At 73.5% G+C, this 15,751-nt stretch carries 15 protein-coding genes; 7 read left to right on the top strand and 8 right to left on the bottom strand.

What is annotated here, in order from left to right; all coding sequences use genetic code 11:
* Positions 1 to 197: 197 nt before the first annotated feature.
* Positions 198 to 554, bottom strand: coding sequence for a cupin domain-containing protein (locus ACF06X_RS05160; protein ID WP_392285769.1), 357 nt, complete (start codon positions 552 to 554; stop codon positions 198 to 200).
* 335 nt (positions 555 to 889) lie between these two features.
* On the opposite strand from ACF06X_RS05160, the gene ACF06X_RS05155 reads away from it, so the two are divergent.
* The 4 genes from ACF06X_RS05155 to ACF06X_RS05140 are packed head-to-tail and all read left to right on the top strand — an operon-like array spanning position 890 to position 4,844.
* Entirely contained in the window at positions 890 to 1,774 is an 885-nt protein-coding gene (locus tag ACF06X_RS05155; protein ID WP_392285768.1) for a hypothetical protein, read from the top strand.
* Entirely contained in the window at positions 1,758 to 2,939 is a 1,182-nt protein-coding gene (locus ACF06X_RS05150; RefSeq protein ID WP_392285767.1) for a hypothetical protein, read from the top strand. The genes ACF06X_RS05155 and ACF06X_RS05150 overlap by 17 nt, the downstream gene beginning before the upstream one ends.
* Before the next feature lie 43 nt (positions 2,940 to 2,982).
* Complete coding sequence (locus tag ACF06X_RS05145) at positions 2,983 to 3,894, top strand: pseudouridine-5'-phosphate glycosidase (RefSeq protein ID WP_392285766.1); 912 nt, start codon at positions 2,983 to 2,985, stop codon at positions 3,892 to 3,894.
* Positions 3,891 to 4,844 (top strand): carbohydrate kinase family protein, encoded by a 954-nt coding sequence (locus ACF06X_RS05140; protein WP_392285765.1) that lies wholly within the window; start codon positions 3,891 to 3,893, stop codon positions 4,842 to 4,844. Before ACF06X_RS05145 ends, ACF06X_RS05140 begins: the two co-directional genes overlap by 4 nt.
* Here the strand turns inward: ACF06X_RS05140 and ACF06X_RS05135 are convergent.
* Positions 4,841 to 5,476: a uridine kinase gene (locus ACF06X_RS05135; protein WP_392285764.1), complete on the bottom strand. Its 636-nt coding sequence runs from the start codon at positions 5,474 to 5,476 to the stop codon at positions 4,841 to 4,843. The genes ACF06X_RS05140 and ACF06X_RS05135 overlap by 4 nt on opposite strands.
* Positions 5,477 to 5,579: 103 nt before the next feature.
* On the bottom strand, positions 5,580 to 6,278 hold the full coding sequence (locus tag ACF06X_RS05130; RefSeq protein ID WP_392285763.1) for a winged helix-turn-helix transcriptional regulator: 699 nt from the start codon (positions 6,276 to 6,278) through the stop codon (positions 5,580 to 5,582).
* An 84-nt stretch (positions 6,279 to 6,362) separates the two neighbouring features.
* Here ACF06X_RS05130 and ACF06X_RS05125 point away from each other — a divergent pair, with 84 nt between their 5' ends.
* Positions 6,363 to 7,574 carry a pyridoxal phosphate-dependent aminotransferase gene (locus tag ACF06X_RS05125; protein ID WP_392285762.1) on the top strand — a complete coding sequence of 404 codons (1,212 nt, stop codon included), beginning with the start codon at positions 6,363 to 6,365 and terminating at the stop codon, positions 7,572 to 7,574.
* A 367-nt stretch (positions 7,575 to 7,941) separates the two neighbouring features.
* On the opposite strand, the gene ACF06X_RS05120 is transcribed toward ACF06X_RS05125, so the two are convergent.
* On the bottom strand, positions 7,942 to 8,676 hold the full coding sequence (locus ACF06X_RS05120) for a hypothetical protein (RefSeq protein ID WP_137990054.1): 735 nt from the start codon (positions 8,674 to 8,676) through the stop codon (positions 7,942 to 7,944).
* A gap of 109 nt (positions 8,677 to 8,785) precedes the next feature.
* On the opposite strand from ACF06X_RS05120, the gene ACF06X_RS05115 reads away from it, so the two are divergent.
* Complete coding sequence (locus ACF06X_RS05115; protein WP_392285761.1) at positions 8,786 to 9,445, top strand: DUF2293 domain-containing protein; 660 nt, start codon at positions 8,786 to 8,788, stop codon at positions 9,443 to 9,445.
* 10 nt (positions 9,446 to 9,455) lie between these two features.
* Here ACF06X_RS05115 and ACF06X_RS05110 read toward each other — a convergent pair whose 3' ends face one another.
* The 3 genes from ACF06X_RS05110 to ACF06X_RS05100 all read right to left on the bottom strand — a co-directional run bounded on the left by ACF06X_RS05110 (position 9,456) and on the right by ACF06X_RS05100 (position 14,611).
* Entirely contained in the window at positions 9,456 to 10,250 is a 795-nt protein-coding gene (locus tag ACF06X_RS05110; RefSeq protein ID WP_392285760.1) for a chaplin, read from the bottom strand.
* A 177-nt stretch (positions 10,251 to 10,427) separates the two neighbouring features.
* On the bottom strand, positions 10,428 to 11,732 hold the full coding sequence (locus ACF06X_RS05105) for an SWIM zinc finger family protein (RefSeq protein WP_392285759.1): 1,305 nt from the start codon (positions 11,730 to 11,732) through the stop codon (positions 10,428 to 10,430).
* Entirely contained in the window at positions 11,729 to 14,611 is a 2,883-nt protein-coding gene (locus ACF06X_RS05100) for a DEAD/DEAH box helicase (RefSeq protein WP_392285758.1), read from the bottom strand. The genes ACF06X_RS05105 and ACF06X_RS05100 overlap by 4 nt, the downstream gene beginning before the upstream one ends.
* 189 nt (positions 14,612 to 14,800) lie before the next feature.
* On the opposite strand from ACF06X_RS05100, the gene ACF06X_RS05095 reads away from it, so the two are divergent.
* Positions 14,801 to 15,133, top strand: a complete 333-nt coding sequence (locus ACF06X_RS05095; RefSeq protein ID WP_392285757.1) for a hypothetical protein — start codon at positions 14,801 to 14,803, stop codon at positions 15,131 to 15,133.
* Between the two features lie 113 nt (positions 15,134 to 15,246).
* Here the strand turns inward: ACF06X_RS05095 and ACF06X_RS05090 are convergent, their stop codons facing one another.
* Complete coding sequence (locus tag ACF06X_RS05090; protein WP_392285756.1) at positions 15,247 to 15,681, bottom strand: DoxX family protein; 435 nt, start codon at positions 15,679 to 15,681, stop codon at positions 15,247 to 15,249.
* Positions 15,682 to 15,751: the final 70 nt, after the last annotated feature.

The following is a 15,751-nucleotide window of genomic DNA, read 5'->3' as shown; positions in this document are numbered from 1 at the left end:
CCGGCACAAGAAGGGCGGAGGGCGGTGCACGGCGGCCGGGTCAGAACTCTCGCTGAGCGCGTCACGCCCACGGTGATCGGACGCCGCGCCAAGCCGCTGCCCGGGAGGATAGCTGATAGGAAACCTTCCTACCAGACTCCTGAACTCCCTTCGGGCGAACTCCCTTCCGTTTGAACTCCCTTCCGGGTCCGGCCGGTTCAGAGGCTGATGTGGTACGCCTTGCGCAGCGTCTCGTGGACGGTCCAGGTGGTCCGGTCGCCCTCGCGCAGCACACAGGCGTCGCCCGGCCCGATCTCCATCGTGGCGCCGCCCTCGACCGCGACGGTGGCCCGGCCGCTGACGACGACGAAGAGTTCGTTCGCCTCGGTGTCGGTCACCACTCCGGGGGTGATCTGCCAGATCCCGCGCACCTGCTTGCCGTCGGCGGACTCCCAGAGGACCTTGCCGGTCACCTCGGGGGTGCCCGAGACGATCTGCTCGGGCGTGAGCGGCTCCGGCTCCAGCTCGGCTTCGGGGATGTGGACGGCGAAGGAAGGCTGATCATGTGTGGTCATGGGCGGTGACTGTAGCGGGGCGCCCGCACCCCGGTCGGCGTAATCAGGTCGTAGAGGGCGCCAGGTCGTCGTAGAAGTGACGAGTGGACACCTCGGCCCCCTCGGGGGCGGAATCGCTCATACGCGCACGCCGTCCAGGGCGGCACAGGAGCGCCGCACGGCCGGAAACCGGGCCGTCGGCGGGTGGCGCCGACACCTGTCCCCGCTGGTCGCGGGCGGCGCCTTTGGTGCGCCCAATGTTGGTCCGGGGGAATCCGCCGAGCCCCCTGTCGAGCATGGCGTGCGCGCGTCAAACTCGCCGTGAACTCCTCCCCCACCTTCGACAGGAGAGCGCGATGCCAGCGTCAGCCTTCCTCCCCCGCACCTCCCTCCCTCGCACCTCCCTCCCTCGCACCTTCCTCCCCCGCACCGCCGCCCTGACCGCCGCCGCCCTGCTCGCCGCCACCACCGCCACGGCGGTCGTCGCCCCCACCGCGCACGCCGCCGAACCCGTGGCACCGGGCGCCGCCCACAAGGCCGCGTACGACACCCTCGGCCCCCAGCGCCTCACCCCCGCCCAGCAGAGAACGAGCGCCACCAAACAGGCCGAGGCGGCGAGAGGGTACGACGGGCTGCGCAGCCGGGGCGCGCTCGCCGGCTACAAGCTCTCCGGCGGCCTCCACCAGTCGCAGAAGACCTCCTACTGGTGCGGCCCGGCCACCCTCGTGATCACCCAGTCCGCCCGGGACGAGGTCGGGGGCCGGTCGCAGCAGGACGCCGCGACCCTCCTCAAGACGACCACGAACGGCACCGCCTGGTACGGCATCAACATCAACGTGCCGAACCCGACCGGCTACCCGATGGCCGACGCGCTGAACCACCGCCTTCCGGGGGCGGGTTACGTCCCCAGGGCGCTGCCCTACACCCCGACCGCCACCGACAAGGCGAATTTCAGGCAGCACATCACCTACGACACCGACAACGATTACGCCATCGCGGGCAACGCCTGGGAGGTGCCGGGCGGCCCCCACCTCGTCGGCCACCCCAACATCGAGATATTCCACTGGGTCGCGATCGACGGCTACAACACCGACACCGCGGCGGGGCAGGTCAACTACCTCGACCCGGTGGGCGGGGTGAGCACGAGCGTCATCTCGTGGGCGGGCTCCGTACCGAAGTCGGCGCGCATCTCCTCCGACACCCTCACCACCATCATGGGCGGCCGTGGGTACGTCTGGTAGGGCTCGCGGTACGGGCTCGACCGTGGTCCTGCTGCTGACGGGCGCCCTGCTGGCAGGGTGCTCGTCGAGGGGACCGGCGCCGGAGCCGACCACGGGTCCGCCCACCGGCCGGATCAGCGCACCCCCGTCCGCCTCGGCGTCCGCACTCGCCGCCGCCTGCGAGGTGGGGCTGCCCGACGCCTGGCGGTCCGCGCTCCACAAGGGCGAGTTGCGCGCACCGGCCGGTGAGCGGGCCGTCCTCACCGACACCGGCCCGGGGTGGACCGCCGTCCAGCTCACCGGTGCGAAGCACCGGCGCGCCGCCCTGACGCTCGGGGGCGGCGCCCCGCGCACCCTGCTCACCCTCGCGGACCCCGTCGAGCACCAGCTGCTCGCCGCCGACTTCGACGGCCGGCGGTGGGCCGCGTTCGCCGTCCTGGAGGGGCGCACGCTCGACAGCCCCTGGAGCCTGTACGTCTGGGACGCCACCACGGGCAAGGCCAGGCGCCTGGCCCGCGCCGACCGGCCCGGCCCGCTGCCCCAGCCCGTCGTCCGCGCCGGACGGGTCCACTGGGCGCAGGGCGTCGGCGGCGGAAAGGCCACGGTGTACGCGGCGCCGGCCGCGGGTGGTGCCGCGCGCGCCCTGCACACCGGCGTGATGGACGCGCCGTTCGCCGCGGGCGACCTGCTGGTGTGGCGCGAGTCGAGGAGCGGACCGGCGGGCTCCGGGACCCGGCTGGCCGCCGTCTCCCTCACGGGCGCGGCGTCGCCCGTCGCGCTGCCCGGCCCGCTGGCCGCGCTCCGGGACCTACGGTCCGTGGTGTCCGACGGGACGACCTGGGCGTGGGTGGCGGGCGAGGCCGAGCCCCGGCTGATGGTGTGGCGGACGGGGGACGCGCGGCCGACCGCCGCCGTGACCACGTCTCCGGCGGTGGACGGCATGGACCAGCTGCGGGTCAGCGGGCGTCTCGTCACCTGGCGGACGCCGGAGACCTCCTACGCCCTCGACCTCCGCTCGGGGTCGTACGCCCGGATCACGCCGGCGTACGGATACGCGCAGGCCAGGGGCGGTGCGCTGGCCGTCGCGTACAGCGTGGGCAATCCCAAGACGGCCGACTCACGGGCGGTGATCCAGGTGGTGGACGCCGACCGGCTGCCGGGCCTCGCCGCCTGTGGCGGAAGGTAGCCGACGAGGTTTGGGCGGCTCCCGGTCGCGCCAGAGATGGGACATGTCCACACACGTGTCCGAAGAAGTGCGCGAGGCGCTCGACGAGGGGCGTCCCGTCGTCGCGCTCGAGTCCACGATCATCGCCCACGGCCTGCCGCGCCCGCGCAATCTGGCCGTGGCGAAGGAGCTGGAGACGCTGGTACGGGACGAGGGCGCCGTTCCCGCCACCATGGCCGTGGTCGACGGCACGGCCCACATCGGCCTGGACGAGGCCCGGTTGGCGCGGATCGCGGAGGATCCGGCGGTACGGAAGCTGGGCCACCGCGACCTGGCGCCCGCGCTCGCGACGGGTGCGACCGGGGCGACGACGGTCTCCGCGACGGCGTGGCTGGCCGATTCGGCCGGCATCCGGGTCTTCGCGACCGGCGGGCTCGGCGGTGTGCACCGGGAGTGGAGCGAGACACAGGACGAGTCGGCGGACCTGCGGCTGCTCTCCCGGGTCGGGATCACGGTGGTCTGCGCGGGGGTGAAGTCCATCCTCGACGTCCCGGCGACGCTGCAGCGCCTGGAGACGCTGGGCGTGACGGTGGTGGGGTACGGGACGGAGCACTTCCCCGGCTTCTATCTGGCCTCCTCGGGCGAGCCGGTCGACTGGACGCTGCGGACGCCCGAGCAGGTGGCGGGCGTGATCCGGGCCCAGGACGAACTGGGCGAGCCGTACGCGGCGCTGGTCGTGGCCAACCCGGTTCCGGTGGAGGACCAGTTGGATCCCGCGCTGCACGACCGGGTGCTCGCCCAGGGCCTGGCCGCCGCGAAGGAGAAGGGGATCACCGGCCAGGCCGTGACGCCCTTCCTCCTGGAGTATCTGACGGTGCACACCGAAGGGGCCTCCCTGGAGGCGAACCTCGCGGCGGTGCGCGGCAATGTCCGGCTCGCGGCACGGATCGCGGCGGCGTACCACGGCACGGCGTGACCGGGCTCCTGGTGGTGGGGGACGTGGTCACGGACGTCGTGGCCCGGCACCGGACCCCGCTCGCTCCGGCGACCGACACGGCCGCGGCGATCCGCACGCTCCCGGGCGGCGCGGGCGCCAACGCCGCGTGCTGGGCGGCTCGTTCGGGGTGTGAGGACGTACGGCTGCTCGGCCGGGTCGGCACCGAGGCGGCCGACTGGCACACTCGCGCGCTGCGCCGGGCGGGGGTGCGGCCGACGTTGATCAGGGACCCGGAGGCGGCCACGGCGACGGTGATATCCCTGGTGGACGCGAGCGCCGAGCGCACCTTCCTCACCGACAGCGGGGCGGCCCTGCGCCTCTCCCCCGCCGACTGGTCCGACGAGCTGCTGCGGGGAGTCGCGCATCTGCATCTGTCCGGATACCTCTTCTTCGCCGCGCCCAGCCGGGAGACCGCGCTGCGGGCGTTGCGGGGCGCGCGGGCGGCGGGGGTCACGGTGAGTGTGGACCCGGCCTCGGCCGGGTTCCTGAAGGAGCAGGGGGTGGACCCGTTCCTGACGGCGGCGCGGGGCGCGGACGTGCTCTTCCCGAACGCCGACGAAGCCCGGCTGCTGACCGGCCGCACCGATCCGGTGGCGGCGGCGGAGCGGCTGAGCCGTACGTTCCCGCTGGTCGCGGTCACGCTGGGCGCGCGGGGGGCGGTGGTCGCCGAGGGCGGTTCGGTGACGGGCCGGGTCGCGGCTCCGGCGGTCCGGCCGGTGGACTCGACGGGCGCCGGCGACGCGTTCGCGGGCGCGTTCCTGGCGGCCCGTCTCGCGGGGGCGGCCCCGCCGGCGGCGGCGGAGGCGGGCTGCCGGGCCGGCGCGGAGGCGGTGACGGTGGTGGGCGGCCGGCCGGAGAGCGGGAGCCGGGGGAAGGGGTGGCCGGAGAGCGGGAGCCGGGGGAAGGGGTGGCCGGAGAGCGGGGTCTAGCCGGGGAGGCCGGTCCAGGCGGGGTGGCGCGGATCGTCGGCGCGTACGACCACGTCGGCGACGTCGGAGGGGCCGACCTCGTCCTCGTACCGCGCGAAGGCGGGCAGGGTCCAGGGCTCCTCGGTGCGGCGCGCGAGGGCTCCGGGCGACAGCCGCAGATGGACGGTCACGTCGAACGGGAACCAGTGCCCGAGCAGGAACGGTCCGTGCATCACCAGCACGCCACCCGGAGGGAGTTCCACGTACGGGCTGCGGGTGGCGCGGTCGGTGACGGGATCCCACAGATCGGGCAGCACGCGCCCGCTCCCGCCCGCCTCCAGCGGTCCGAACACCTCGCGCCAGAGGGCCCCGGTGTCGAACCACCCGCTGTAGTACGCGTCGGGGTCCTGCTTCCCGTACTCGTAGCGCAGCGAGGCGGGACGCAGGAAGCCGCCGGTCCCGACGACGAGCACGGACCTGCCGCGCAGCCGCAGCGCCTCGGCGATCCGCTCGGCCGTCTCCCCGGTCGGCGCCGCGGGCGGCCCGTCGATGCCGACCTTGAGCCAGTCGCCGCCGTCGCCGGGCGTGGCCTCGTCGACGTGACCGGCCAGGATCCGGGCCAGTCGCTCCCAGGTGATCGCTTCATAACGCAAGGGACGTGACCCCGTTCCCATCCTCGGTCTCGGCTCGCACGGAACAGGATCATTGTCCCCACGGAGCCGGCCAGGGCCGCCGCCCCACAGCCGTCGGCTCGGCTCACGCGACGAACACGGTCTCCCCACGGCCCGCCGGGCCGGCACCGGCTGCCGGGTCTGCCTGGTCCGCACCGGCCGCCAGGTCCGCCGCCCGCCCCGACCGGTCCGACCGGTCGACCCGGCCCGCCGCGACCGCCTCGGCGAGCGTCAGCTCCCCGCCCGCCAGGGCGCGGCAGGTCGCCAGGTCCGTCCGCAGCCGCACGTCGGCGTCGACGGCCGGCCCGTCGCCGTACTCCGGCGGACCGCCCGCCCGCGTCCGTACGTGGAACTCCCCCTCGTCGAGGGTCACCTGCACCACCACCCCGGCGCTCTCCGCCTCCAGAGCGCGCAGCAGCGGGATCGCGAACCAGTGGACGCGTACGGCGTCGGTGGGCCGGGGTTCCTCCAGGGCGGGCGCGCCCCACTCCGCCAGCGCGCGCAGGACGGGCAGCAGGCCGCGGCCCCGCTCGGTGAGTTCGTACACGTACGCCGAGGCGGGCGGCGGCAGCCGGCGGCGGGTGAGGAGCGCGGCGCCCTCCATGTCCTTGAGGCGGCCGGCCAGCATGTCCGTGCTGACGCCCGGTAGATCGGCGTGCAGGTCGGTGTAGCGGCGCGGCCCGGCGAGGAGTTCACGGACGATCAGCAGAGTCCAGCGGTCGCCGACGACGTCGAGGGCGCGGGCGGCGGCGCAGTACTGGTCATAGCTTCGGCGGCGTGGCATGCGACGCAGTCTAGACAACTTGTTGGACTTTCCAAGCTCGAACTTGGTAAAACCAAGCAACAGTACTTCTGGGGAGGTCGTCGCATGGAGTTCCGGCAGTCGAGCAAGCTGAGCGAGGTCTGCTACGAGATCCGTGGCCCGGTCATCGAGCATGCCAACGCCCTGGAGGAGGCGGGCCACAGCGTGCTCCGCCTCAACACGGGAAACCCGGCGCTCTTCGGCTTCGAGGCGCCCGAGGAGATCGTCCAGGACATGATCCGGATGCTCCCGAAGGCCCATGGCTACACCGACTCCCGCGGCATCCTCTCCGCCCGGCGCGCCGTCGCCCAGCGCTACCAGGGCATGGGTCTGCCGGAGGTCGACGTCGACGACGTCTTTCTCGGCAACGGAGTCTCCGAACTGGTCTCCATGGCCGTCCAGGCGCTCCTGGAGGACGGCGACGAAGTCCTCATCCCCGCCCCCGACTTCCCCCTGTGGACGGCGGTGACCACGCTCGCGGGCGGCAAGGCGGTCCACTACCTCTGCGACGAATCGGCCGCCTGGTACCCGGACCTCGACGACATGGCCGCGAAGATCACCGACCGCACCCGGGCCGTCGTCATCATCAACCCCAACAATCCCACGGGTGCGGTCTATCCGCGCGAGATCGTCGAGGGCATCCTCGACCTCGCCCGCCGCCACCAGCTGATGGTCTTCGCCGACGAGATCTACGACCAGATCGTCTACGACGAGGCCGTCCACCACCCGGCCGCCTCCCTCGCCCCCGACCTGGTCGTCCTCACCTTCGGCGGTCTGTCGAAGACGTACCGGGTGGCGGGATTCCGCTCGGGCTGGCTGGTCGTCAGCGGCCCCAAGCAGCACGCCAAGAGCTATCTGGAGGGGCTGACGATGCTCGCCTCCATGCGGTTGTGCCCCAACGCCCCTGCGCAGTACGCCATCCAGGCCGCGCTCGGCGGCCGGCAGTCGATCCACGAGCTGACCGCGCCGGGCGGCAGGCTGCGCGAGCAGCGCGACAAGGCGTGGGAGAAGCTCAACGAGATCCCCGGGGTCTCCTGCGTGAAGCCGAAGGGCGCGCTCTACGCGTTCCCCCGACTCGACCCGAAGGTGCACAGGATCCACGACGACGAGAAGTTCGTCCTCGACCTGCTGCTGCGGGAGAAGATCCAGGTGGTGCAGGGCACCGGCTTCAACTGGCCGCGGCCGGACCACTTCCGCATCCTGACCCTGCCGTACGCCGACGACCTCGACGCCGCGATCAGCCGTATCGGCCGCTTTCTGAGCGGCTACCGGCAATAGGCCCGGGAAACGGGAGCGGGTCCGAGGGCGTAGCCTGCCCCCGGACCCTGTCGATGCCGCTCACATCACACGCCGGCACGCTTGAGAACCCGGGTCAGTCGTCATTGCGTCGCGTCCTGCCATTGGACCACCGCCGATCGAGCTCGGCGGACCAGATTCGAACTGGCATTTCGACGCACCAGGGCCCGGGCCCGGTCGATCCGGCGATGAGCGGCGAATGCTGAATCTGGAGCAATAGTCTGAGTTTGACCGCGACCCTCGTCAGAAGGGCCGCGCATTCACGACAAGCCTCATCTTCAGCTTTGCGCTCCTCGCGCACCCCGGCCGTGTTCTGTGGTGGCCGGGGAGTCTGTGTGGTGTCTGCCCGCTACCCGAAGAGGTAACCGAAGACGGCGTCGCCGACGCGCTGATCGGTGACCTCGGCGCTGTTCGCCTCCTCCCGGGCGAACTTCACCGCCTGCTGGAGCTTCTCCACCCGCTCCAGGAGTTCGTTCACCCGCCGGGCCGGCAGCGCGCCGGAGAACTTGACCGTGGTCCAGTAACCGACCGGCACGTCCTCGTAGTACACCTCGACCTGCGCCGGGTGCTTGTCCGTCGCCTCCGCCTTGACGTGGTTGCGCGGCACCTTCTTCGTCCGGACCGTGCGGACGACCTCGGTCTTCCACGCGTCGGTCGACGGGTCCTGCGTCCAGGACTCGGCCGCGTCGAGGACGGGCAGCTTCCGGACGAAGGTGTTGATGTCCGTCAGCTGCTTCTCCAGGAAGAGGAGGTACGCGACGGGCACCTGACTCACCAGCACGCGCCCGTCGACCGTGATGTCGGCGCGCGCCTCGCAGTTGGCCCAGTCCTTGGTGGCGGTCACGTCGAACAGCCGGGTCAGCGCCCGCGCCGTGTCGCGCAGCACGTCCTCGGCCTTCACCTGCACCAGCGTGGACTCGGGCGGAAGCTGCTCGCCCTCCTCGTCCTTCGGCTGGTACGTACGGGAGATGCCGGCGAGGAGCGCGGGCTTCTGCAGCCCGTGGTGCGCCGCGGTCAGGTCCTGATGTGCCCGGGACTTGACGCCCTTCTCCACTGCGATGATCTGATTGAGTTTCGTTGCCACGCGAAGGACCCTAGCCGTGGCGGGCACGTCGAATCGAACGATTTTTCACGGCCGTTCTCTTGTTTCGGCCGTTCACGACCCTCACGGCTCCGGAGCAGGGGAGACCGCCTTGGACCTGGTCGCACCCGTCGTCGTCGAACCGCTCAAGCGCCGCCGCTGCTCGGAGTGCCACCAGGGGCCGTTGGAGCGGATGATCCTCGAGTTCAACGCACCGGTCTGCCTGGACTGCGCCGACCTCGGCCATCTGGTGTTCCTGCCGCGCGGGGACGCGGCACTCACCCGCAGGGCTCGCGAGGCCAGTGCGCTCTGGGCGGTGGTGGTACGGCACAACCGGCGCCGTACCCGGTACGAACGTCAGGGGCTGCTCGTCGAGGAGGCCGCGCTGGCCCGGGCCGAGGCGGCCTGCCTGGCGGACGCGGAGGCGCGGGCGCGGCGGCGGGCACGGGACGCGATGCGGCGCGCGGCCCGGGACGCGCAGGTCACGGCGGCGCTCGAGGCGGAGATCCTGCGGCTCTTTCCGCGCTGCCCGGCTGAGCGGGCCGCGGAGATCGCGGCCCATGCCTCGCTGAAGGGCAGCGGCCGGGTGGGGCGTACGGCGGCCGGGCGGTCGCTGGACCCGGGTGCGGTCACGGCCGCCGTGCGGGCGGCCGTCCGCCATGTCGACACCGAGTACGACACGCTGCTCATGCGGGGAGTCCCCCGCCACCAGGCCCGGACGAGGGTGGCGCCGGCCATCGAGGCCGTGCTCCGGGCCTGGCGTCGAACGTGAGGCCGGGGTCTCAGGCCTCCGTGCCCGCGCGACGCGCGCGGCGGTACAGCAGCGCGCCACCGAGCAGCAGGGCCGCTCCGGCCGGGGCGGCGTAGCCGACCAGGTCCGCGCCCGTCTCGGCGAGCGCGCCCGAGCTGTCCTTGGGGGCGTACTCGCGCTCCGGCTCCGGCTCCTCGGCGTCGGTGCTGGGCAGGGGCACGTTCTTGCCGGGAACCTGCGGCTTGGGCTCCTCGTCGGGCTCATCGGGGTTGTTGACCGACTGATTGCCGTAGGCCGGGTTGCCGATGCCGACGACGTTGACCGAGTTGCCGCTGACGTTCACGGGGAGGTGGATCGGCAGCTGGATGCTGTTGCCGGAGACCAGTCCGGGGGAGCCCTGTGCGAGGCCCTCGGCGGCGGCACCACCGCCGTGCGAACCGCTGCCGCTGTCGCTGCTGCCCGGTCCGCCCGCGTGGGAGCCGCCGCCGCGGGAGCCGCCCGGCGCTTCGCCGTGCGGGGTTCCCGGCAGGTCCTTGTGCTTCCCGCCGCCGTCCCGCTCCGAGCCGTAACCGTCGGACCCGCCCGATCCGTTGGCGCAGCTGTTCCCGTAGGCCGGGTTGAGCAGTCCGACGACATTGACGGTGTTGCCGCAGACGTTGACCGGTGCGTGCACCGGCAGTTGGACGGTGTTGCCGGAGACCACACCCGGCGAATCGACCGCGGCGCCCTGCGCACCGGAGCCTGCGTGCGCGGCGCCCGCCGAGAGCGCGAGCGCGCCACCCGTGACCATCAATGTGGCCAGACCACTTCGGCGAATCTGCCTCATGGCTTCCTGCCTTCCGGAGGTGTTCACGGGCAGCTGCCCGTACCGCAATTAACGCGATCCGAACCCGCCTGGATCAGGCCACCGGCGCGTTTCACTCCATCGTGTGGTCGGCTTTCGAACGCGCACGAACATCCTCGCTCAGTGGCCGAACACCCCGGCCGGCGGCCGAGCAGGTCGTCAGCGGCCGAGCAGGTCGGTGAGTGCGCCGACGGGGTCGGGGTCCGGGGTGCCGCGGGGCCACCAGTCCTCGCGGTCGGCGTCCGACTCGTATCCGTACCACAGGCCGTCGCGGCCGAGGCGGAGTTGGAGCGTCCGGGTCGACAGGCGGTTGCGCCAAGGCCGGAAAGAGGGGTGATCGGCGGCGAGCAGGGCGGGGCGGGCCCGGTCGAAGGGGCCGGCCGGCGGATCCCAGGGTTCTTCCAGGACGGCGAGTCCGGCCAGGCCGCCCTGGCGCCAGGCGGCGACGGCGCGGGCCAGGTCGGTGGGGGTGCGGTCGAGGGCGTACGCGAGGTCGCGGTAGAGCGCGCGGGTGGAGGCGGTGAGACCGGAGCCGGGGTGCGCGGCGGCCAGCCGGACGGCGTCCTGCCACGGCGTGAGGGCGGCCACGGGGTCGTGGCCGGTGACGAGGAAGGTGTGGGCGCGGGAGGCGGCCTCCGTCGCGAGGAGGTCCAGGGCGAGCGGGTCGGGGGCGTCCGGGTCCGGGGGGTGGACCGGGGGCCGCCCGGGGCGCGCCGGAACGGGGAGGGGCGGCGGAAGGGGCGGCAGGGCCCGGGTCCCCGGGCCGCCGGGCGCGGTCTCCAGCACATGGCGGGCGGGGACCGTCGGCATGAGCGAGGTCCCCGTGCTCGCCTCGGCGGCGGACCGTGCCGCGTTGCGGTGGGTGAGCGCGGCGAGGATCTCCTGTTCGCCGCGGCCTCGCATCAGGAAGAGGACGAAGGGGTCCTCGTCGAGGAGCCGGGCCGACTGGTAGCAGAGGGCGGCGGCGTGCTTGCAGGGGTAGCCGTCGTCGGGGCAGGAGCAGTCGGGGATCAGGTCGCCGGGCGCCGGCAGCAGACCGGTGACGGCTTCGAGGGCGTGCGGGACGTCCTTGTCGAGCAGGGCGGCGATGTGGTCGGGCCGGGCCGCCGCCTCGTCGAGGAACCGCTCCCAGTCGTCGTCCCCGAGGGTGCGGAGCCGGATCTCGGTGCGGTACGGGCGGGGGCGGCTGCCGTGGACGTAGGCGACGACACGACCGGGGGTGACGGTGATCGCGTCGACGTGGCCGCGGCCGGCGTAGGCCTTGCCGCGGGCCAGGCGGGCGGCGTCGAGGGCGGTGTCCTCCAGGGCCTCCACCCAGGCGTTGCCCCACCAGGTGGCGGCGAAGCGCCCGTCCGGCGCCTCGCGCGGCGCGAGGGGCGGGAACGTGCGGCGGCGGTCGTCGTGGAGCGGACCGGCGTACCGCCCGGCGGCCGGCCGGCGGCCCGCGGCGGGGCGGCGGTTCATGACGGCCTCCTCAGGGACACCAGGTCGGCCAGTTCGCGGTCGGTCAGTTCGGTGAGCGCGGCCTCGCCGGAACCGAGGACGGCGTCGGCGAGGGCCCGCTTGGCCCGCAGCATCTCGGCGATGCGGTCCTCCACCGTGCCCTCCGCGATCAGCCGGTGGACCTGGACCGGCTGGGTCTGCCCGATGCGGTAGGCGCGGTCGGTGGCCTGCTCCTCGACGGCGGGGTTCCACCAGCGGTCGAAGTGGACGACGTGCCCGGCCCGGGTGAGGTTGAGACCGGTGCCCGCCGCCTTCAGCGACAGCAGGAAGACGGGCACCTCGCCGGACTGGAAGCGGTCCACCATCCGCTCGCGCTCGGCCACGGGCGTCCCGCCGTGGAGGAGTTGGGCGGGGATCGCGCGGGCGGACAGGTGGTCGGCGAGGAGCCGGGCCATGGAGACGTACTGGGTGAAGACGAGCACCGAGCCGTCCTCGGCGAGGATCGTGTCGAGGAGTTCGTCGAGCAGGGCCAGCTTCCCCGAGCGGCCGGCGAGCCGGGCGGTGCCGCCGCCCTTCGGTGCCTGTTCCTTGAGGTACTGGGCGGGATGGTTGCAGATCTGCTTGAGGGAGGTCAGCAGCTTCATGACGAGCCCCCGGCGTGCGATGCCCTCCGCGCCCTCGATCTGCGCCATGGTCTCCCGCACCACCGCTTCGTAGAGCGAGGCCTGTTCACGGGTGAGGGCGACCGGGTGGTCCGACTCGGTCTTGGGCGGCAGCTCGGGGACGATGCCGGGATCGGACTTGCGGCGGCGCAGCAGGAAGGGCCGCACGAGGCGGGCCAGCCGCTCCACCGCCTCGTCGTTCTCGATCTCCTCGCTGTTCTCGACGGCGCGCGCGTGGCGGGCGCGGAACGCCTTGAGGGGGCCGAGGAGGCCGGGGGTCGTCCAGTCGAGCAGGGCCCACAGCTCGGAGAGGTTGTTCTCCACGGGGGTGCCGGTCAGGGCGACCCTGGCCGCTGTCGGGATCGTGCGCAGCGCCTTGGCGGTCGCGGAGAAGGGGTTCTTGACGTGCTGTGCCTCGTCGGCGACGACCATGCCCCATTCCAGCGCCGCCAGGCGGGGCGCGCTGGTGCGCAGGGTGCCGTACGTGGTGAGGACGAACCCGCCGGTGCCGGAGCCGCCGTCGAGCCCGTCGAGGGAGCGGTCGGCGCCGTGGAAGCGGCGGACGGGGACGCCGGGGGCGAACCGCTGGATCTCCCGCTGCCAGTTCCCGAGCAGGGAGGCGGGGCAGACGACGAGGGTGGGCGACCGGCGGGCGCGGCGCAGGTGGAGGGCGATGAGGGTGACGGTCTTGCCGAGGCCCATGTCGTCGGCGAGGCAGCCGCCGAGGCCGAGCGACGTCATCAGGTCCAGCCAGGCGAGCCCGCGCAGCTGGTAGTCGCGCAGGGTGGCGTCCAGGCCGGCGGGTGGTGCGACCGCCTCGGGGCCGGCGACGAGTCGGTCCCGCAGGGTGGCGAGCGCGCCGACGGGCACGGCCCGGACGGTCTCGCCGTCCACCTCCGCGGTGCCGGTGAGGGCGACGGCGAGGGCGTCGACGGGCTCCAGAAGACCAAGTTCGCGCTTGCGGGCCTTGCGCACCAGGTCGGGGTCGACGACCACCCACTGGTCGCGCAGCCGCACGATGGGCCGGTGGGACTCGGCGAGGGCGTCCATCTCCCGCTCGGTGAGCGGGTCGCCGTCGAGGGCGAGCTGCCAGTTGAAGCGGAGCAGCTCCTCGCTGTCGAAGAAGGCGGTGCCGTCGGTGGCGGAGCCGGGGGCGGCGACGGGCGGCCGGACCACGGCGGAGGCGCTGAGCGAGCGGGCCAGCTCGCGGGGCCAGTGGACGGCGACCCCGGCGTCGGCGAGGCGGGCGGCGGCGGGTCCCAGGAGTTCGTACAGCTCGTCCTCGGTGAGGGCGACGACGTCCGGTACGTCGCGCTCCAGGAGCCTGCCTAGGGGCGGCCAGACGCGAGCCGCGCGGCGCACCGCGAGGACGGCGTCGACGCGGGCGCGCGGCCCGAAGTGCTCGTCGCCGTCGCCCGCCCAGAGGGCCGCGGCGTCGATGACGAGGGTGGGGTCGGCGAGGCTGTGCACCTGGAGGAGAGCGGCCGCCGCCTGGCGTTCGTCACCGCCTTCCTCCGCGATGTCGAAGAGTTCGTATCCGGCGAGGTCGAGGCGGAGTGAGACGCGCACGCCGGCGTCCATGCCGGCCGCGGCCTCGGCGGCCCAGGCACGCGCGCGGGGCAGGTGCTGCGCCGCGCGGGCGGCGAACGGCGCACCGGCCGCGTGGGCCGCGGCGGGGGTGCGGGGCAGGGTGTCGGCGACGGCGTCGAGGAAGGCCCGCACCAGCGCCTCCGGCTCCGGCAGCTGGAGGGGCCTGCGGCCGGGGACGGGCACGGCGTGCGCTTCGTACGGCATGGCGGCGGCGATCGCCCGCAGGTGGGCGATGTCGTCGGCGTCCAGGGGCCCGGCCCGCCAGGCGTCCAGGTCGTCGGCGGTGAGCCCGGGCAGCAGCCGGCCCCGGGCGGTGAGGTGGAGGGCGTGCAGGGCGGCGGCTCCCCAGCAGGCGGTGGCGGGGTGGGCGGCCGGGTGGTGCCGGGCGGCGACCAGATGGGGCAGGGCTTCGTCGACCCCGAGGATCACCGCGGGGACTGTGCGGCCGCGGACTCCGGCGCCATGGCGGCGCACGACGGCGAGCTCACCGAGGCGCGCTCCGTCGGGCTCGCCCGCGTCCCCGCCGCTCGCCGCCGTCGGGACCGTGGGCAGTTCGCCGCCGTCCGGGGCCCAGAAGGCGACGCGTCCCTCGCGGGGCAGGGCGGCCGGAAGGAAGACGGCGGCGCAGGTCTGCAACGTATGGCTCACGGCGCTGCTCACCTCCCCGTTCCGCGACGGATTCCGACTGGACCTCCGACCTTACGGGTGGGGTCTGACAACGGGCCTTCGCGGCGCTTCGCCCGGGCGGCCCAGCAGCGGGTGACAGCCCGCCCGGCAGGCGGCAGGGTGACGGGGAACAGGGCTTCCGCGCCTTCGCCCGACAGACGAGGATCCGCCATGTCCGTTCACCGGCGTCTCGGCACCGCCGCCGGGGCCGTGCTCCTGACACTTTCCGTCGCGGGCTGTTCCGACCTCGGCCGCACCGCGGTGGGCACGATCACGTTCGAGACCGGGCACGAGAACGAGGTCTTGGTGACGAGCCCGTCGGTCAAGGGCTGTCACAAGCTCGCCCCGGCCGGGGCGACGAAGATCGAGAACGACACGCTGGTCGACATCCTCATGTACACAAGCGAGAACTGCCGGGGCGCGTCCATCTACGTCCCCACCAAGTCGGGCAACGAGATCGTGCCCGGAACCCCGCCCTGGCGCAGCTACCGCGTCGTCCACTAGCGAACCGGGCGGTCGTACCACCGGCGGCGCGCCACGCCTGAACCCCCGTCCCGGACGTGGCGCGCCTCCGTGGGCCCGGCGGAGGCGGCCACTCCGTCCAGAGCCGTCCTCCCTCACACCTGGCGCCGCAGGACCAGGCCGAGGAGCTCCTTGTTGTGGTGGCGGCGTGTCCAGGCGATCACGACGAGCGGCACGGCGAAGAGGAGGGGGGTGAGGGCGTACTGGCCGTCGAAGACCGTCATCTGGGTGACGAAGGCGCCGATCATCAGGCCGGTGAGTGCGATCGCCGAGGCGCTCGACAGGATCGGGATCACCAGGGCGACGGCTCCGGCGAGCTCCAGGGCTCCGACGGTGTACATCAGCCAGTCGCCCCAGCCGATCTTGTCGAAGGACTCGGCGGCCGACCAGTGGCCGACGAGTTTGGGCGAGGCGCTGGGGATCGCGAAGGCCAGCGCGAGGAGGATCTGGAGCACCCGCACGGAGATGTCGGCGCGTCGGCTCAGCTTCTTGGCGCCGGCCCTCGGGACATATGCGGAAGCGGTGGTCACGGTGGTCTCCCTCGTGTCGGCGTGCGTGTCGGCGTTGCGTGCGCTTTCACAGAGGTAGACGGGCGGGACA

This window comes from Streptomyces sp. NPDC015346 (genome assembly GCF_043078785.1).
In the GTDB taxonomy this organism is placed as follows: domain Bacteria; phylum Actinomycetota; class Actinomycetes; order Streptomycetales; family Streptomycetaceae; genus Streptomyces.
Note: the sequence above shows the minus strand (reverse complement) of the source record. Positions and strands in the feature narration are given on the sequence as shown.

Bases quoted from the DNA above. Each gene is read 5' to 3' on its own strand.
- ACF06X_RS05160 (WP_392285769.1), bottom strand. From the start codon at position 554: ATGACCACACATGATCAGCCTTCCTTCGCCGTCCACATCCCCGAAGCC.
- ACF06X_RS05105 (WP_392285759.1), bottom strand. From the start codon at position 11,732: ATGAACCGCCGCCCCGCCGCGGGCCGCCGGCCGGCCGCCGGGCGGTAC.
- ACF06X_RS05125 (WP_392285762.1), top strand. From the start codon at position 6,363: ATGGAGTTCCGGCAGTCGAGCAAGCTGAGCGAGGTCTGCTACGAGATC.
- ACF06X_RS05130 (WP_392285763.1), bottom strand. From the start codon at position 6,278: ATGCCACGCCGCCGAAGCTATGACCAGTACTGCGCCGCCGCCCGCGCC.
- ACF06X_RS05095 (WP_392285757.1), top strand. From the start codon at position 14,801: ATGTCCGTTCACCGGCGTCTCGGCACCGCCGCCGGGGCCGTGCTCCTG.
- ACF06X_RS05155 (WP_392285768.1), top strand. From the start codon at position 890: ATGCCAGCGTCAGCCTTCCTCCCCCGCACCTCCCTCCCTCGCACCTCC.
- ACF06X_RS05145 (WP_392285766.1), top strand. From the start codon at position 2,983: ATGTCCACACACGTGTCCGAAGAAGTGCGCGAGGCGCTCGACGAGGGG.
- ACF06X_RS05110 (WP_392285760.1), bottom strand. From the start codon at position 10,250: ATGAGGCAGATTCGCCGAAGTGGTCTGGCCACATTGATGGTCACGGGT.